Source organism: Streptomyces sp. NPDC048192 (assembly GCF_043202415.1).
GTDB lineage: Bacteria > Actinomycetota > Actinomycetes > Streptomycetales > Streptomycetaceae > Streptomyces.
Map to the genome: position 1 here is coordinate 81,946 of NZ_JBIDAL010000002.1, position 16,935 is coordinate 98,880.

Annotated in this window: 17 protein-coding genes; 5 read left to right on the forward strand and 12 right to left on the reverse strand. The window is 71.8% G+C overall.

Translation table 11 applies throughout. From position 1 onward, the window contains the following. Nucleotides 1-21: 21 nt before the first annotated feature. From ACGFZN_RS03200 to ACGFZN_RS03220, 5 genes are all read right to left on the reverse strand, one after another. On the reverse strand, nucleotides 22-1,206 hold the full coding sequence (locus ACGFZN_RS03200; protein ID WP_393856746.1) for an SfnB family sulfur acquisition oxidoreductase: 1,185 nt from the start codon (nucleotides 1,204-1,206) through the stop codon (nucleotides 22-24). 5 nt (nucleotides 1,207-1,211) lie between these two features. Further along, on the reverse strand, nucleotides 1,212-1,766 hold the full coding sequence (ssuE, locus tag ACGFZN_RS03205; protein WP_393856747.1) for an NADPH-dependent FMN reductase: 555 nt from the start codon (nucleotides 1,764-1,766) through the stop codon (nucleotides 1,212-1,214). A 64-nt stretch (nucleotides 1,767-1,830) separates the two neighbouring features. Continuing rightward, entirely contained in the window at nucleotides 1,831-2,103 is a 273-nt protein-coding gene (locus ACGFZN_RS03210; RefSeq protein ID WP_393856748.1) for a hypothetical protein, read from the reverse strand. 17 nt (nucleotides 2,104-2,120) lie between these two features. Then, a complete protein-coding gene (sfnG, locus tag ACGFZN_RS03215) occupies nucleotides 2,121-3,242 on the reverse strand; it encodes a dimethylsulfone monooxygenase SfnG (RefSeq protein ID WP_393856749.1) in 1,122 nt (373 codons plus the stop codon). Nucleotides 3,243-3,378: 136 nt separating this feature from the next. Then, entirely contained in the window at nucleotides 3,379-3,462 is an 84-nt protein-coding gene (locus ACGFZN_RS03220; RefSeq protein WP_393857176.1) for a putative leader peptide, read from the reverse strand. 138 nt (nucleotides 3,463-3,600) lie between these two features. Here ACGFZN_RS03220 and ACGFZN_RS03225 point away from each other — a divergent pair, with 138 nt between their 5' ends. Beyond that, entirely contained in the window at nucleotides 3,601-4,506 is a 906-nt protein-coding gene (locus tag ACGFZN_RS03225; protein WP_393856750.1) for a LysR family transcriptional regulator, read from the forward strand. Nucleotides 4,507-4,571: 65 nt separating this feature from the next. On the opposite strand, the gene ACGFZN_RS03230 is transcribed toward ACGFZN_RS03225, so the two are convergent. Continuing rightward, nucleotides 4,572-4,742 (reverse strand): hypothetical protein, encoded by a 171-nt coding sequence (locus ACGFZN_RS03230; protein ID WP_361988416.1) that lies wholly within the window; start codon nucleotides 4,740-4,742, stop codon nucleotides 4,572-4,574. A gap of 239 nt (nucleotides 4,743-4,981) precedes the next feature. On the opposite strand from ACGFZN_RS03230, the gene ACGFZN_RS03235 reads away from it, so the two are divergent. Continuing rightward, complete coding sequence (locus tag ACGFZN_RS03235; RefSeq protein WP_393856751.1) at nucleotides 4,982-5,422, forward strand: SPW repeat protein; 441 nt, start codon at nucleotides 4,982-4,984, stop codon at nucleotides 5,420-5,422. Between the two features lie 85 nt (nucleotides 5,423-5,507). Here the strand turns inward: ACGFZN_RS03235 and ACGFZN_RS03240 are convergent, their stop codons facing one another. Next, nucleotides 5,508-6,275 (reverse strand): ArsR/SmtB family transcription factor, encoded by a 768-nt coding sequence (locus ACGFZN_RS03240; RefSeq protein ID WP_393856752.1) that lies wholly within the window; start codon nucleotides 6,273-6,275, stop codon nucleotides 5,508-5,510. Between the two features lie 184 nt (nucleotides 6,276-6,459). Next, nucleotides 6,460-7,911: an APC family permease gene (locus ACGFZN_RS03245; protein WP_393856753.1), complete on the reverse strand. Its 1,452-nt coding sequence runs from the start codon at nucleotides 7,909-7,911 to the stop codon at nucleotides 6,460-6,462. A gap of 118 nt (nucleotides 7,912-8,029) precedes the next feature. Here ACGFZN_RS03245 and ACGFZN_RS03250 point away from each other — a divergent pair, with 118 nt between their 5' ends. Both ACGFZN_RS03250 and ACGFZN_RS03255 read left to right on the forward strand, forming a co-directional pair. Then, nucleotides 8,030-9,217, forward strand: a complete 1,188-nt coding sequence (locus ACGFZN_RS03250) for an ROK family protein (protein WP_393856754.1) — start codon at nucleotides 8,030-8,032, stop codon at nucleotides 9,215-9,217. A 171-nt stretch (nucleotides 9,218-9,388) separates the two neighbouring features. After that, nucleotides 9,389-12,115: an exo-beta-D-glucosaminidase gene (locus tag ACGFZN_RS03255; RefSeq protein WP_393856755.1), complete on the forward strand. Its 2,727-nt coding sequence runs from the start codon at nucleotides 9,389-9,391 to the stop codon at nucleotides 12,113-12,115. Nucleotides 12,116-12,155: 40 nt separating this feature from the next. Here ACGFZN_RS03255 and ACGFZN_RS03260 read toward each other — a convergent pair whose 3' ends face one another. Then, complete coding sequence (locus tag ACGFZN_RS03260) at nucleotides 12,156-13,610, reverse strand: hydrolase (RefSeq protein ID WP_393856756.1); 1,455 nt, start codon at nucleotides 13,608-13,610, stop codon at nucleotides 12,156-12,158. Between the two features lie 213 nt (nucleotides 13,611-13,823). Between ACGFZN_RS03260 and ACGFZN_RS03265 the strand changes: the two genes are divergently transcribed. Further along, a complete protein-coding gene (locus ACGFZN_RS03265; protein ID WP_393856757.1) occupies nucleotides 13,824-14,087 on the forward strand; it encodes a GlsB/YeaQ/YmgE family stress response membrane protein in 264 nt (87 codons plus the stop codon). Nucleotides 14,088-14,094: 7 nt separating this feature from the next. Here the strand turns inward: ACGFZN_RS03265 and ACGFZN_RS03270 are convergent, their stop codons facing one another. The 3 genes from ACGFZN_RS03270 to ACGFZN_RS03280 form a co-directional block, all read right to left on the reverse strand. Continuing rightward, complete coding sequence (locus ACGFZN_RS03270) at nucleotides 14,095-14,871, reverse strand: GNAT family N-acetyltransferase (protein WP_393856758.1); 777 nt, start codon at nucleotides 14,869-14,871, stop codon at nucleotides 14,095-14,097. Nucleotides 14,872-15,119: 248 nt separating this feature from the next. Next, on the reverse strand, nucleotides 15,120-15,974 hold the full coding sequence (locus tag ACGFZN_RS03275; protein ID WP_393856759.1) for a GNAT family N-acetyltransferase: 855 nt from the start codon (nucleotides 15,972-15,974) through the stop codon (nucleotides 15,120-15,122). Between the two features lie 165 nt (nucleotides 15,975-16,139). Beyond that, on the reverse strand, nucleotides 16,140-16,814 hold the full coding sequence (locus tag ACGFZN_RS03280) for a chaplin (protein WP_393856760.1): 675 nt from the start codon (nucleotides 16,812-16,814) through the stop codon (nucleotides 16,140-16,142). Nucleotides 16,815-16,935 lie beyond the last annotated feature (121 nt).

A 16,935-nucleotide genomic window follows, 5' to 3' on the forward strand; every position in this document is an offset into this window, starting at 1 on the left:
GTCTCCGTTCGCGAGTGTCCGTCAGAGCAGACCGTGCCGGGGCGGCCGGGTTCCGTCGAGCACGTACCGGCCGATGTGCAGGACCTTCCAGCGCACCGGGTCGTGCAGGGTGTGGGTGCGGGCGTCGCGCCAGTGGCGGTGCAGGTTGAGGGAGTCGAGGGCCGAGCGGGTGCCGGACACCTCGAACAGCGCGCTCGCCACCTCCACCGCGGCCTCGGCGGCCCGCACCTTGGCGGCGGCCACCGCGATGGACGCCTCGGCCGCCGAGTCGTCGGTGAGGTGCTCGCGGGCCGTGTCGACGGTGCGGGCGGCTTCCTTCAGCAGCGCCTCGGCCGTCCTGACGTGCAGGGCGAGTTCGCCGAAGCGCTGGGCGAGCAGCGGGTCCCCGGCCGCGGTCTCGGCCCCGCTCTCGAACCAGGGCCGGCTCTTGGTGCGCACGAACTCCGCGGCCGCCCCCAGCGCCGCCCCGGCGATGCCGGCGTCGATGGCGGCGTGCAGCAACTGGGCGAAGGCGCCGTGGAGCTGGGGCCCGTGGAAGGTGAGGTGGTGCGGGAGGACCCGGTCGGCGGGGACGGGTACGGCGTCCAGGCGGACGGTGCCGCTGGCCGTCGTCCGCTGCCCCATGCCGTCCCAGTCGTCGGCCACGCTCACCCCGGGGGCGCCCCGGGAGACGTACGCGACGTGCAGGTTGTCGTCCTCGGCGCGGGCCGCCACCGGGATCCAGTCGGCGAACAGGGCACCGGTGCAGTAGTGCTTGACGCCGGTCAGCAGGTACGACCCGTCGGACCGCCGCTCCAGGCGGGTGCGGATGTCCTGGACGTGCCGGGTCCCCGCCTCGGACTGGGCGTTGCCGAACCGGCGGCCGGCCAGCAGCTCGGCGAAGAAGAACTTCCGCTGCTCGTCCGTCCCCTGCCGGCGGATCACGTTGACGTAGACGAAGTGGCTCTGCGGGATCTGGGCGAGGCTCGCGTCGGCCGAGCCGAGCAGCCGGAAGATCTCCGCCAGGGTCGTGGCGCGTACGTCGGCGCCGCCGTGCTCGGCGGGCACGGTGACGGCGAGCAGCCCGGAGGCGGACAGCCGGTCCACCTCGGCCCGGGGCAGCCGCCGCTGTGCGTCCCGCTCGGCCGCTCCGGCACGGAACTCCGCGGCCAGGGCCTCGGCGACGGCGAGCGCCTCGGCGTCGTCGGCGATGACATGTGCGGTCACGGCGGTCAGCTCGCCGTCGCCAGTGCCGGGACACGGTCGAGGGCGGCGGAGAACTGGTCCACCACGTGCTCCAGCGCCTCGGCGGTGGCCGGGGCGACGGTCACCGAGCCGTCTTCCCCGACCGTGATGTCCTTGTCGAGGGTGAACCAGCCCTGCAGGACATGGGCGGCGCCCATGGAGTGCAGCACCGGGCGCAGCGCGTAGTCGATGGCGAGGACGTGGGCGGTGGATCCGCCAGTGGCGAGCGGCAGCACGGTCTTGCCGGTGAGCGCGTACTGCGGGAGCAGGTCGAGCAGCGCCTTCAGGACACCGGAGTACGAGGCCTTGTAGATGGGTGTGCCGATCAGGACGCCGTCGGCACGGGCGAACAGTTCGGTGGCCTCGACGACGGCCGGGTGCCGGAAGTCGGCGCCGAGCAGGGCCTCGGCCGGGACGGTGCGGACGTCCAGCGGGATCACCCGGTGGCCCTGGGCGGTCAGCCGCCGGCCGAGGTGGTGCAGCAGGCGGCCGGTGCGCGAGGAGGCGGAGGGACTGCCGGAGACGGACAGGACGGTGGCCATGGGTGCCTCGTTTCTGGGGTGCGCCGGGCGCTCGTGCGGGGACGGGCGCCCGGGTGGGAATCGGTCAGGAGTACCGGGTGGGTTCGGGCAGTTCGCCCTCGAGGACCCGGCGGCCGGCCTCGCGGCGCTTGTGGGCGACGGGACCGAGCAGGGTGACGGGGCCGGAGTCCTCCGGCAGGCGGACCTCGGCGTGCGGGGCGGCGCAGGCGCGGTTCCGGGCGGTGACGGTGTCGGTGGCGGGGACGGCGGCCGCCTCGGTGGCGCGGGCGATCCGGTCCTCGGCGCTGTGCGGGGTGGGGTGCGTGGACCAGTCGGTGGGCGTGGCGGTGCAGCTCATGCGGGTGCCCTCCGGTGTCAGGCGTGGGCGGGGACGGGGCCGGGGGTGTGCTCGGGCAGTTGTGCCTCGAGTTCGCGGACGAGCGGCAGCACCCGCCTGCCGAAGTACTCGACCTCCTCGTGGTAGTGCAGGAAGCCGAGCAGGAGGAGGTCGACGCCGAGTTTCCGGTAGGCGACGATCCGTTCGGCGATCTGTTCCGGCGTGCCGATGAGGCCGGTCCTGAAGCCGTCGTTGTACTGGACGAGGTCCTCGAAGGCGGAGTCCTGCCACATGCCCTTCCCGTCGGCGGTGGACCGGCCCGCCTGCTGCACGGCCGCGCCGAAGCCCTCGACCGCCTCGGTGTCGGCCTTGGCGACGATCTCGCGCAGCGTCTCGCGGGCCTCGGCCTCGGTGTCCCGGCCGATGAGGAAGCCGTTGAGGCCGAACCTCGGAGCCCTGCGGCCGGCTTCGGCGGCGGAGGCGCGCACGTCCTGGATCTGCTCGACGACGCCGTCGAAGTCCTTGCCGTTGGAGAAGTACCAGTCGGAGACCCGGCCGGCCATCCGCCGGGCGGCGGTGGAGTTGCCGCCCTGGAAGATCTCCGGGTGCGGCCGTCCGGGCACGGCGAGGGGCTTGGGTTTGAGGGAGAAGTCCCGCAACCGGTAGAAGTCTCCGGCGAGTTCGGCGTGGTCCTCGGTCCAGATCCGGCGCAGGGCGGTGATGAACTCCTCGGAGCGGCGGTAGCGTTCGTCGTGCTCGAGCCAGGGTTCGCCGAGGGCGGTGAACTCGTCCTTGTACCAGCCGGACACGACGTTCACCGCGAAGCGGCCGCCGGACAGGTGGTCGGCGGTGGCGCCGAGTTTGGCGAGGACACCGGGGTGCCACAGCCCGGGGTGGACGGCGGCGATGACCTTCAGACGCCGGGTGGCGAGCAGCAGGGCGAGACTGAAGCTGGTCGACTCGTGCTGGTACTCGGCGCCGTAACCGGCCATGTAGCGGACCTGGCTGAGGGCGTACTCGAAGCCGTTGTTCTCGGCGAGGACGGCGAGTTCGCGGTTGTAGTCGTAGCCCCAGTCGGTGCGCTGTTCGATCGTGCTGGTGACGAGTCCCCCACTGACGTTGGGGACCCAGTAGGCGAATTTCACGGGCGCTGCGGGCATGCGTGACTCCTGATGCGGAATTACTCGGAGGATTTCCCGGGCACGCCGAATTCCGGGTACGGGAAGGCACCGGAAAACGTCGGGAGGTGCCGGAGGTGGAGCGCAGAGCGGCGGATCGGGGAGCGGAGTCGGGCGATCAGGCCGCGGAGCAACAGGAGGCGCTGGAGACGCGTGCGAGGTCGACATGGCGTCGCCGCGTGAGGTCCAGTCGCATCGTCATGCCGTTGATCGTGGCAGCCGCCGGCGAGCACCGTCAAGGAAAACCCGACCGTTCTCGTATGGCGGACCATTGAATTTCACGAAGGCGTGACAGGAAAAACCTTGAACCGGCTCCTTGTGCGCCTGCATTCTGCGGCAGGTGCGGACCGAACAGCTGGAATACATAGCGGCCGTCACCCGGCTCGGCTCACTGCGCCGGGCGGCCGACGAACTGCGCCTGTCCCAGCCCGCGTTGAGCGAGACCGTGCGGAACCTGGAGCGGGAACTCGGGGTCGACCTGCTGGAGCGGAAGCGCTCGGGGGCCACGATGAGCGTGGCCGGGCGGGAGTTGCTGCCGCACATCGTGGGCGTGCTGGAGGCGGTGGACCGGCTGCGGGCGGCGGCCGGCGAGCAGCATCGCATCAGCCGCATGGTGCGCGTCGGCACGGTCAACGCGGCGACCGTGCCGCTGCTGATTCCGGTCCTGCGGGAGTTCCGGGCGGCGCATCCGGTCACCCAGGTGGAAGTGGTGGGCGCGCAGCAGACGGAGATCCAGCGCGGGCTGGTCGAGGGCGGGTTCGACCTGGGGCTGGTCAACCATCTGGAGGGCGACGACGTGCCGGCCGGCGTGGAGTCCACGGAACTGCTGCGCGGGCGCCCTGTGGTGTGTCTGCGCCCGGACAGCCCGCTCGCCGCGCTGCCGGCGGTCGGCGCCGACGACCTGCTCGGCGTGCCGCTGATCGCGATGCGTACCGGCTATGTGATGCACCGGTATGTGCACCGGCTGCTGGCCGGGCGTGCGCCGGCGTTCTCCTACTCGACGGACGGCGCGGAGATGGGCAAGCTGATGGTCGCCGAGGGCCTCGGGGCGACGGTGCTGCCGGACTTCAGCGTCGTCGGTGATCCGCTGGAGCGTTCCGGGGCGGTCGTCTGGCGGCCGATCACCGGGGACACCACCCGGGTGCTGCTGATGCTCCAGCGCCGCCGCACGGAGTCGGTGCCGCGTGCGGCCCAGGACCTGCACGCGGCGTTCGTGCGCGGGGCGCGGGAGCTGCCGGAGCTGTGACATCCCCGCGGCGCGGGAGCCGCCGCCGGCGTGACCTCCGCCCCGGCCCCGCGATCGCGTCGGCCTCAGCCGTCCTCGTCCGGGGTCTCGGCCACCACCAGGAAGGCGTCGGACTTCAGGTCCATCACCACGGTCACCCGCTCGCCCTCGGCGCGGCGCGCGGCCGCGTACTCCTCCGCGGGCCAGGATCCTCGCGGGGCCCCGGCGGGGAACCGCTCCAGCACCTTCGCCTCCATGACAGCCGGTCACCTCCGCAGTCGACAGCGGTCGGAATGTACATCCTGTACTTGTCCCCTGCCCGGAATCAGCGCGGCCATGTCACTGCGTGTTTCCCCCTCACCCGGTCGGCACGCGTGGTCACAACAGCATCACAGGCCTACACATAAAGAAAAAATAAGAGCAAAATGGGCATATGCGGTGCTACCGGCGCACCGCACCAGACGCGATCTGGCCTGCTAGTCAAAGGAGACGAGACATGGCCAACGTGCACAGGGGTGATCTGTCGACCCACCCCGATGTCTCCGAAATGCGGGCACGCTACGCCCGCATGCTCGGCGGTCGTGACGTGGCGCTCGTGGACGGCCCGGTCTTCCTGCTCGGCCTCTACTGCGCGGCCTCTCCGTGGATCGTGCACTACACGGCGAGCCAGCCCGCGCTCATGACCCACAACCTGATCATGGGCATCGCGATAGGTCTGCTGGCTCTCGGATTCACCCGGGCTCCCGAGCGGATGTACGGCCTGAGCTGGGCCATGTGCGCCATGGGCATCTGGATGATCATCGCGCCCTGGATCGTGGGCAGCGGCCCGGACCAGGGAGTGATCATCAACAACGTCGTCATCGGCGCGCTGGCGCTCGTCCTCGGACTGGTCTGTGCCGGTACGGCGGCGCGCAGCACCCCCGCCCCCCGGCCGTAACCGGAGACACCAGGAAGGAAGCACAGGAGGAACCGGCAGCACGCGCGGCCGGTCCGCCCAGGCGGACCGGCCGCGCGCATGCCGCTCAGCGCCCCGGCACCAGCCAGGGCTCCTGCGGCAGGGTCCGGCCGGTCTCCAGCAGCGACTTGAGGTTGGACAGCACGGCCGGCCAGCCCCCGGCGACGTCCGAGCGCTCGCCCTCGTCGTTCAGGTCCTCGTGGACCACCGTCAGCCGGACGATGTCCTGGTGGGGGACGATCTCGAAGGTGACGCGGGAGTGCCGGTCCTCCTGATCCTCCTGGTCGGGCGCGGCCCAGGTGGTGACCAGGCGGGTCGGCGGCTTGCTCTCCACGACCCTGCCGACCACGTCGGCGACGCCGGAGCCGTCGGTGCGCACATGCGCCCAGCGGGATCCCGGCTGCCAGTCGGACTCGTTGCGGTGGCCCCAGTAGGCGGCCGTCAGGTCCGCGTCGGTGAGCGCCTCCCAGACCTTCTCGGGTGTGCTGGCGATGTAGGTGACGTACACGAAACTCGGCTTGTCGGTCATGGCTTCCTCGGCTCGTCGCTTCAGGGCGCCGAGCGCGCTCAGGCGCGGGCGCTCGAACTTGTCGATCCACCGCTCCTGGATCTCGTGGAGCGGTACGGGGTTGAGGTAGTGCAGCTTCTCCCGCCCCCGCCGCACGGTGCTGATCAGGTTGGCGCCCTCCAGGACGGTCAGGTGCTGGGTGACCGACTGGCGGGTCATGGCGATGCGTTCGCACAGTTCGCCCAGGGTCTGGCCGTTGTTCTCGTGCAGCCGGTCCAGCAGGCGCCTGCGCGTGTCGTCCGCCAGCGCCTTGAAGACCCTGTCCATTCCGGTGTCGTCCTCTGATCGCACACTCAACGTTATGCAGGCAATTACTTGCATGTCAAGGACGGCGGGCCCGGCCACCCCGGCCCGCGTCTGCCGGCGGGCGGACGTACATGCGAAACCTCCCCGGTCCGGACGCGGGTCCGGGCCGGGGAGGCCGGTGCGGAGTGTCGCCGTGAAGGGACCGTCAGCCGGTCGGCGCCACGTCCGGGTCCGCGCCCGCCAGATACTCCTCGCTGACCTCCTTCGCCCCGAACGGCCACACCTTCTCCAGCCGCGCCCACACGACGTAGGCCACGCAGCCGAGCGCCAGCCAGGCCAGGGACCACTCGATGGGGTGGCGGCCCGGGGAGTTCCGGTCGGCGTAGCCGTAGATCACGCACCAGCCCGTGAACGCGACCACGCTCGGCAGCGGGTAGAGCCACATCCGGTACGGGCGGCGCAGGCCCGGCTGGCGTCTGCGCAGCACCGTCAGGGCCACGATCTGGGCGAGCGCCTGCACGATCACCATGACCGTGGTGAGCAGCTGGATCAGGGTCGCGAGGTCGGTGTGCCGGCCGATCAGGAAGCCGACCGCGGTGATCGCCCCCATGGTCGCGAGGCCCAGCACGGGAAAGCGGTGGCGGGGGTGCAGCCTCTCGTACGGCCGGAAGAAGACGCGGTCGCGGGCCGCGTCGTACGGCACCCGGGAGCCGCCGAGCAGACCGGTGAAGACGGATGCGAACGCCGTGACCAGGATGAGCACGGTCACCGTGTCGGCGGCGCCCTTGCCCCAGGTGTCCTCCAGCACCGCCGAGGCGACCGAGGTGGAGGCGATGTCGTGCGGGTCGGTCATCCGGTGCCAGTCGACGACGCCGAGGGTGCCGATCTGCAGCAGCAGATAGATCGCCATGATGCCGACGATGGACAGCAGGACGGAACGCGGGAGGGTGCGGCCGGGGTCCTTGATCTCGGCGCCCATGTACGCGGTGGTGTTGTAGCCGAGGTAGTCGTAGATCCCGATGGTCAGGCCCGCGGCGAAGCCGAGCCAGAAGTGGTCGCTCGTCAGGTCGAAGGCGCCCGCGGGGTAGGTGAAGGCCCGGTGCGGGCTGAAGTCGGTGGCCGCGGCGGCGATCACCATCAGCACCGAGGCGATCATCACGGTCCACATCACGGCCGTGATCCGGGCGATGTGCTCGATGCCGCGCCAGAGCAGGAGCACCACCAGGGCGATGACACCGAGGCCGATCAGGTCGCCCGCGGTCCGCCCGAGGTGCGGGGCGAGATAGCCCAGGTACTGCACGAAGCCGACGACGCCCGTGGACATGATCAGCGGGATGAAGAGCATGGCCGTCCACACGAACAGGAACGGCATCAGCCGGCCGGTGCGGTACTGGAAGGCCTGCCGCAGATAGACGTAACTGCCGCCGGAGCCCGGCATCGAGGCGCCCAGCTCCGCCCAGACCAGTCCGTCGGCGAGCGCGAGGACGGCGCCCGCGACGAAGCCGATGACCGCCTGCGGGCCGCCGAACGCGGCGACCATGAGCGGGATCGTCACGAACGGCCCGATGCCGCACATCTGGCTCATGTTGATGGCCGTGGCCTGGAACAGGCCGACACGGCGGACGAAACCACCCGTGGGTGGCGGGCTACCGGACATGGGGGCTCCTGACGCCACGGGCGCGCTCGACGGCGCCCGGCGGGCTGACTGGGCGATAAAGTTAAGGAGCCTTACTAGACGCGTCAAGTACGCGCCGGTAATACCTGAGAATGGTCCGATGGCCGCCTGGGACGTCGAAGAGCAGCAAGCACAGCCCTGGAGCCGCCGACGGCTGCGCAGCACCAACGAGCGGCTCCTGCTGGACCGGCTGCGCGCCCTCGGCGCCGCCTCCCGCGCCCAACTCGCCCGGGAGACCGGCCTGTCGAAGCCGACGGTCTCCAGCGCGCTGGCCTCCCTGGAGACGGCCGGCCTGGTCCACGAGGTCGGCACCCACGCCCCGGAACGCGGCCGCACCGCCGTGCTGTACGCCCCCGACCCGGCCGCGGGGCACGCGCTCGGCGTGGACATCGGCCGGGGCTGGCTCCGGGTGGCGGTCGCCGACCTCGACGGCACGCTCGTCGCCCGCACCGACGTGCGCAACCGGGCCCGCACCTCGGCCGCGCTGGCCGACCTGATCGTGGACACCGCCCGTCAGGTGATCGCCGGTTCGGGCGTGGACCCGGCCGAGGTGGTGCACGGGGTGGTCGGCACACCCGGGGTCTACGACGAGAAGCGGCGCCGGGTGCGGTACGCGATGCATCTGCCGGGCTGGGGGCGCGCGGGGCTGGTCGACCGGATGCGCGAGGAACTGGGCGTACCGCTGGAAGTGCACAACGACGCCAATCTCGCCGCGCTCGGCGAGTACACGTACGGCGTCGGCGCGGGCAGCCGGCTGTTCGCGTACATCCTGATCGGCACCGGACTCGGCATGGGCGTGGTCAGCGAGGGGCGGCTGTTCACGGGGGCCCACGGGCTGGCCGGCGAGATCGGCTTCCTGCCCTGGCCGGGCCGGCAGAAGCCGGAGCGGCTGGAGGACGCGGTGTCCGGGGTGGCCGTGGTGGAGGCCGCCCGGGAGTTCGGGATGAGCGGCCAGCTCACGGCGAAGGCGGTCTTCGACGCGGCCCGGCAGGGCCATCCGGCGGCGCGGCGGGCGGTGGAACTGGAGGGCGAGCGGATCGCGCACACCGTGGCGGCGGCCGCCGCGGTGCTGGACCCGGACCTGGTGGTGCTCGGCGGCGGCGTGGGCCACAGCGTCGACCTGCTGCTGCGCCCGGTCCAGGAGCGGGTACGCGCCCTCACGCCGCTGCGCCCGCGGATCGCGCCGAGCCGGCTCGGCGAGGACGCGGTGCTGCTCGGCGCGGTCGCCACGGCGCTGGACACGGCCCGTGATGTGGTGTTCGAGCGCAGGACCGGCGCCGGAGCCTGACCGTCCGGCAGGCGACGGCATGCCATGCCCCTGGTCGGCAGACCCGAACGGCGGCTGACTGAAGAACCGTCAAACGACACCGGTCGCGGGGTCGTTGACACGCCCCGCAAGGCCCCCTACCTTGAGCCAGGTTAGTAAAGTTTCCTAACTTAACATCGCCGGGAGCCCTTCATGCCTCCTCGCTCCGCCCCCGCCCGCCGGTACGCCGTCGCGGCGCTGGCCCTCGGCCTGCTCGGCTCACTGGCCGGCGGCGCATGGGCCGGCGCCCGGCCGCCGTCACCGCCACACGGACCGGCGGTGGCCCGGGCCACCCGTGTGCCCTCCGCGGCCGGCACCGAGACCCCGCTCGCCGGGTACGCCATCCAGTCCTCGGCCAAGGTGACCGACTCCCCGGAAGCCGTCTCCTCCCCCGGCTATCCGGCGAAGGGCTGGTACCCGGCGGGCCGCCGCTCCACCGTGCTGGCCGCGCTGCTCGCCGACGGCGTGTACGCCGACCCGTTCTTCTCCACCAACCAGCAGAAGATCCCGCGGGCCGACTTCGAGGTCCCCTGGTGGTACCGCTCCGACTTCACCGTCAAGGACACCGCGCGCCGGACCTACCTCGACCTCAGCGGGGTGATCTCGGCGGCCGACGTCTACGTCAACGGCCACCGGGCGGCGACCGCCTCGGAGGTCACCGGCGCCTACACCCGCCACGAACTGGACGTCACCTCGCTGGTCAGGCCCGGCGCCAACACGGTCGCCCTCCGCGTCCGGCCCAACGATCCGGACGCGGACCTCACCATGGGCTGGATCGACTGGCTCCAGCCGCCGCCCGACCACAACATGGGGATCGTCCGGGACGTGCTGGTGCGCCGGGGCGGCCCGGTGGCGCTGCGCGACGCCCATGTGATCGCCAGGCTGACCGTGCCGTCGCTCGCCTCCGCCGACCTGACGGTGAAGGCGCAGGCCCGCAACGAGACCGGCACCCCGGTCACCGCCGAGATCACCGGCCGCATCGGTGCCACGGCCTTCACCCGGCGGGTTCCGCTGGCCGCCCATGAGACCAGGACCGTCGCCTTCTCCCCCGCCGACACCCCGGGCCTGCACCTCACCTCGCCGAAGGTGTGGTGGCCCGCCGGGATGGGCGGGCAGCCGCTGTACACCCTGGACCTCACCGCCTCCGTCGCCGGTACGGCGTCGGACACCGTGCACGAGAGCTTCGGCGTCCGTGACGTCCGGGCGCCGCTGGACGCGGACGGCGCGCGCCGGTATCTGATCAACGGCCGCAAGCTGCTGATCAGGGGCGGCGGCTGGTCACCGGACGAGTTCCTGCGCTGGGACCGCGGTTATGCCGAGGACCGGCTGAAGTACGCCGTCGACCTGGGGCTCAACACGATCCGGCTGGAAGGCCATCTGGAGCCGGACGAGTTCTTCGACCTGGCCGACCGCTACGGCGTCCTCACACTGCCGGGCTGGGAGTGCTGCGACAAGTGGGAGGGCCAGGTCAACGGCAGTGAGACCGGTGACACGTGGACGGAGGCCGACTATCCCGTGGCGCAGGCGTCGATGGCCGCCGAGGCCGCCCGGCTGCGCGACCACCCGAGCGTGATCTCCTTCCTCGTCGGCAGCGACTTCGCCCCCGACGCCAGGATCGAGAAGACCTACCTGGACGCCCTGAAGGCCGCCGACTGGCCCGACCCGGTGATCTCCGCCGCCTCGGCCAAGTCCTCGCCCCGGCTGGGGAGTTCGGGAATGAAGATGACCGGTCCCTACGACTGGGTGCCGCCCGCCTACTGGTACGCCAAGCGCGAGGGCGGGGCCACCGGCTTCAACTCCGAGACCAGCGCGGGCCCGAGCATCCCCACCCTCGACACGCTGCGCCGCATGCTGACCCCCGCGGAACGGGACACGCTCTGGAAGAACCCGGACGACCGGCAGTACCACCGCTCGCCGTCCCCGGTCTTCGGCACACTGAAGATCTACGACGCAGCCCTCACCGGCCGCTACGGCGCCCCGAAAAGCCTCTCCGACTACGTCCGCAAGGCCCAGCTGGCCCAGTACGAGAACGTCCGCGCCCAGTTCGAGGCGTACGACCGCAACGCCACGGACACGTCCAAGCCCTCGACCGGGGTGATCCACTGGATGTTCGACAGCGGCTGGACCTCTCTGCACTGGCAGCTGACGGACCGCTACCTCGACCAGGGCGGGGCGTACTTCGGCGCGAAGAAGGCGAACGAGCCGCTGCACATCCAGTACTCGTACGACGACCGCTCGGTCGTGGTCGTCAACCACCGGCACGCCTCCGCCACCGGCCTCACCGCCCGGGCCACGCTGTTCGACCCCGACGGCGTCCAGCGCTACGACAAGGCCGTGACCGGTCTGACGGTGCCCGGCGACGGCGCGCACAGCACCGCTCTCACCCTGCCATCGTCGGTGAGCGGCCTCCCGCGGACGTATCTGGTCCGCCTTGAGCTGACGGACGCGAACGGCAGGGAGGTGAGCCGGAACGTGTACTGGCTCTCCACCCGGCCCGACACGCTCGACTGGAGCGGCACCACCTGGTACTACACGCCGACGACCGGCTACGCCGAGCTGACGGGGCTCGCCACGATGGCGCAGCCTCCGGTGTCGGCGACCGCGGCGACCCGGTCGTCGGCCGGCACGTCGACCACGACGGTCACCCTGCGGAACACCGGCAGCGGGAGGACCCCGGCGCTGCTGACGGACGTCCACCTCGTGGACGCGCGGGGCGAGCCGGTGCTGCCGGTGCGCTGGTCGGACAACGAGGTGAGCCTGTGGCCGGGCGAGTCGGCGACGCTGACCGCCACCTTCCGGACGGCCGATCTGCACGGCTCGGCGCCGAGGGTGCGCGTCTCCGGCTGGAACACTCCGGAGCGCACGGTCCCGGCGGCCTGAGCGGGCGGGAGCGGGCCGGTGCGGCCCGCCCCCGGCCGGTTCAGCCGACGGTGAGCGCGGTGTCGTCCACGACGAACGACGTCTGGTACTGGGAGCCCTCGGTGCCGGTGAACTTCAGGGTGACGGTCTGCCCGGCGTAGCCGCTGAGGTTGAAGCTGCGCTGGGTGTAGCCGGAGGCGGCGTTGAGGTTCGAGTACGTCGCCAGGGTGCCGAGGACCGTGCCCGAGCTGCTGAGCACCTGGACCTTGAGGGTGTCGTAGGCGGTGCTGGTCGAGGTCTCGGCCGTGTCGACGTGCAGCCAGAAGCTGAACGTCGCCGAGGAGCAGCCGGACGGGATGGTCACCGACTGGGACAGGGTGTCGGTGGTGGCGGTGCCGTAGCCGTCGAGCCAGGCGTAGTACGAGCCCGAACGAGCCTTCTCGCCGGTCGCGTTGGTGATGACCCCGCTGCTGGCGCTCCAGGCGCTGCTGCCCGACTCGAAGCCCGGATTGCCGAGCAGCTGGCCGGCGGTGCAGGTGCCGGTGCCACCACCACCGCCGCCGCCGCTGGTGCCGCCCGCGCCGGCGAGCCACGCGGTGGCGTTCAGGGCGAGGGCCGCGTTGGTGGCACCGGAATCGTTCCAGCCGTCGTACAGGGTGTTGCCGGACTGGCCGGTGCCGTCGTCGATCGGGGAGCTGTCGCCCCAGAAGGCGACCCGGCCGCTGCCGAAGGTGCTGGTGAGGAAGAAGGCGCCGGTGTTCCCGGAGTAACCGGAGCGGTAGACCAGGCCCTTGACGTTCGCGTTGTCCGACGGCTTGAGGGTCGCGGTCGTGCCGTCGGCGATCAGGCTCTTGGTGACCGTGCCGAAGGAGCCGTGCAGCACCGGGTCGGTGCTGTCGTTGATCGCCGCGGGGTAGCCGGAGGAGATGTCGAGGGAGTCGATGGAGAAGCCGAACGGGTCGGTGGAGTCGACGCTGTTGTTCGTCATCAGGTCGTTGAGGATCTCGACCGCGTCGTAGCCGTCGTTGTTGCGGTCGGCCCCGGTGTGGTCGGAGATCATGAACAGACCGCCGCCGTTCTTCACGAAGTTCATGATCGCCGTCTTCTCGGCGCTCGTGAACAGCGTGTTCGGTTCGGGCAGGACCAGCGTGTCGAAGTTCGACAGGTCGGTCGTGGACGAGCCTCCGTAGCTGAGACTGGAACCCGACGGCAGCGTCTTCAGGCTGTAGCTGCCGGTCTTCTGCAGGGCCACGCCCCAGGAGGACAGGGCGCCGGTCCAGTCGGTCTCGGTGGACGGGGACGAGTCCTGGCCCAGCGGGTCGGGCTGACTGGTGGAGATGATCCAGTCGGCGTTCCCGGCCGTCTCGGCGTGGGCGTTGTCGAACAGGATGCGGTGCGTCGTCGCCGCGTGGGCGGCGGTGCCGCTGCCGACCTGGACGGCGGTTCCGGTCAGGAGCAGCCCGAAACCGGCCAGGGCGGTGGTGAGTCTGCGGCGGGATCTGCGGGATCCAGGCATCCGGCGAACCTCCGTGAGGGGGTGGGGAGAGGCGGTGGGGGCGCCAAGTCTGCGCGCGTAGAGCCTGCTTGAGGGTTCTACACGCGTCGATTGATTGAAAGGTACATGGCATGAAGGGCCGGTGAACAGAAAGTCCCGGCAATAACCGGAGCGGACTGCCTCCGCTCACAGCGGGAAGACGAGGGAGGGGAGGCAACACCACAAGGGGTGGACATGCATATCTCGGGCATCATCAGCGCCATCGTCATCGGCCTCGTCATCGGCGTGCTGGGCCGCCTGGTCGTTCCCGGCCGGCAGCACATCGGCATCCTGTGGACCATCGTCGTCGGCATCGTGGCCGCGCTGCTGGGCTCGGCGATCGCCGCCGGGTTCGGGGTCGCGGACACCAAGGGGCCCGACTGGATCGAGTGGTTCATCCAGATCGCGCTGGCCGCGGTCGGGATCGCGGCGCTGGACCGCTCACGCGTCAGCCGCTGACGCGCCGTCAGCCACCGTACAGGTACGGCGTCGTGGTGCTCACCGCGTGGAAGCCGAGCCGCTCCAGGATGGGGCGGCTCATCGCTGCGGCGTCGACCTGGAGGTAGCGGTAGCCGAGGGCGGCGGCGACGCGGGCGCGGTGGGCCACCAGGGCGCGGTAGACGCCCCGGCCCCGCCAGTGCGCGACGGTGCCGCCGCCCCACAGGCCGGCGAACCGGGCGCCGGGCGTCAGTTCCATGCGGGCGGCGCTGACGGGTTCGTCCCCGGCGAGCGCGACCACGGCGACGACGGTACCGGGATCGTCGGCCAGGCGGGCGAGCAGCCGGTGCCGCAGCCGGGTGCCGTCGGTGCCGAAGGCCTTCTCGTGGACGTCCACGAGAAGGTCGACGCCGGCCCGGTCGGTGACCTGCACGAGCCGGACGCCGGCGGGTGGTTCGGCGTCCAGGGCGAGCCTGCCCGTCTCGGCGATCATCAGGGTCTCCTCGGGCCCGGCGCGGAATCCGGCGGCGAGGAGCCGGGCGCCGAGGTCGTGCGGCCGGTCGTGGCCGTAGAGCTTCCACTCGAAGTCGCGGCCGAGGCTCGTGAAGTACGCGATCTGGTCCCGGATCGCCCGGTCCGCGCCCGCCGCGTCCAGGGCGGACCAGAGCACGCCGTTCCACCCCTGCGGGTCCGCGACGTGACGCACCACCGCACCGGCCCGCTCGATCCGGGCGCCGGGGCCGTCGGGAGCCGGGTTCTCACGCATGTCCCGGTCGTAGAGGGCGAGTACCGCCGAATGATCCATGCACAGAACTCGATCACGCCGGCACGTCCGGGGCAACGGGATTACGCCCGAGAGCCGCCTGCACGCGCGACTGCCTCTGCGGGCCGTTGGGCTCGCCAGAGCCGGAGCGCCACGGGCACCTTCACACGCGACACCCCTGCGGGTCAGCTGAGCAAGCCGGACGTACATGAAGTCACGCGCCTCGACGGGCCGTTGGGCTCGCCGCAGGCGGGAGCGCCAGCCGTCTGCACGCGCAACGCCCCTCTGCGTCAGCCGAGTTCCAGTGTGGTGACTCCGAAGACGCGGTGCCGGGCGTGTTCGCGGACCGGGCCGGTGTACATACGGGCCGTTTCGAAGGAGGCCCGGAATCCGGCCTCTTCGGCGAGCGCGACAGCCGCCGTGTTCGGTTCGGGCACGTCGACGCAGACCTCGCGTCCGGCGGCCTCGGCCGTGAGGGCGGTGAACAGGGCGCGGGCGTCGTCCGCGGTGTCGGCGAAGAAGGGGCCGATGCGCAGGGTGTCGTGGCCGGGGCGGAGCACGCCGTATCCGGTGAGCCGCGCGCCGTCGTGGCGGACGAACGCCCGGTGTCCGGGGGCGGCGAGCCATGCGGCGAGGAAGCGCGGGCGGTCGGCCGGGCAGCAGGCGCTGTCGTAGGCGGTGATCGCGGCGAGGTCGTCCGCCGCGGCCGGGCGGACGCCCGCCGGTGTCTCGCCCGCCGGGGCCGTGCCGGTGAACCGGATGGTGCGGTGGGCGAGTTCGAAACCGGACTGCCGGTAGTTGTCCTGCTGCGCGACGACCCCGTCCAGGCCGACGGTGCGGTTGCCTGCGTGGGCGAGGGCGGTCTTCCACGTGGTGAGGCCGTGGCCGTGTCCGCGCAGGTCAGGACGGACGAGGTAGCAGCCCAGAAAGGCGTACGCCGGGCCGTAGTTCACCACGGAGACGGCCGACACGGGCTCCCCGTCGATGCGGCCGAGGAAGAACCCGTCGGGATCCTGCGCGAAGAACGCGGGCCCGTCGGACAGTCCGGGATTCCAGCCCTCCGCCGCCGCCCATCCGGCGATCACCGGCCAGTCGTCCAGGGTGGCCTGCGTGACGACGAGGTCGTGGGGGGCTGCAGAGGTCATCGATGCGCTCCATTTCCGTCGGGACCGGACTGGCGTTCCGCATCCTTCCGGATCAACAGGAGCCGCGCCACGGGGAGATCAGCCGTTGCGCCGGGCACGCGCCCGTCACCCAGGCCCCACCGGGCCGGCGTCCGGTGGGGCCCTTGGGAGGGGGTGGGCCGTACGTCAGCCCGTGCGGCCCGGGCGGAAGCGGCGGTAGAGCGCGGTGCCCGCGACGAGAAGGACGGCGCTGCCCGCGACGGCCGGCACGGTGGCGTCCGCACCGGTGTGGGCGAGGGTGGACGTCGTCGGCGGTGCCACGGGAGCCGGCGCCTGCGGAACGTGCCGGGTCGGGGCCGGAGGCTTCGGGGCCGCAGGCGTGGGGGCCGGGCTGTGCTCGTCGCCGGGGCCGTTGACCGACTCGTTGCCGTGGACCGGGTTGCCCACGCCCACGACGTTGACGGTGTTGCCGCTGACGTTCACCGGCAGGTCGACGGGGAGCTGCACGCCGTTGCCGGAGAGCACGCCGGGCGAGTCGTGCGCGCCGCCGCGGGCCGAGGCGCCGCCGGACGCGGACGATCCGTCCTTCCCGGAGGCCTTCGCGGAGCCGTGGTTCGCGCAGGTGTTGCCCGCGGCCGGGTTGAGCAGCCCCACCACGTTCACGGTGTTGCCGCACACGTTCACCGGTACGTCCACCGGCAGCTGGATGCCGTTGCCGGAGATCAGCCCGGGCGAGCCGGCCGCGGAGCCGTCGGCGGTGGCGCCGTCGGCCGCGAAGGCGGCGGACACGGGGAGCGCCACGGCCATCGCGCCGGACGCGGCGGCGACGGCGATCACACCGTTACGGGTAGCCCGTCTCATAGGTTCCCTGCCTTCCAGACTTGTCGCGGGCACTCACCCGCACCCCGTAAAACGCGGGTGAACCATCCGGGTTATGGCTGATCGCTCTTTCACCCCGTCGGGGGACAGTGGCATCGAACCT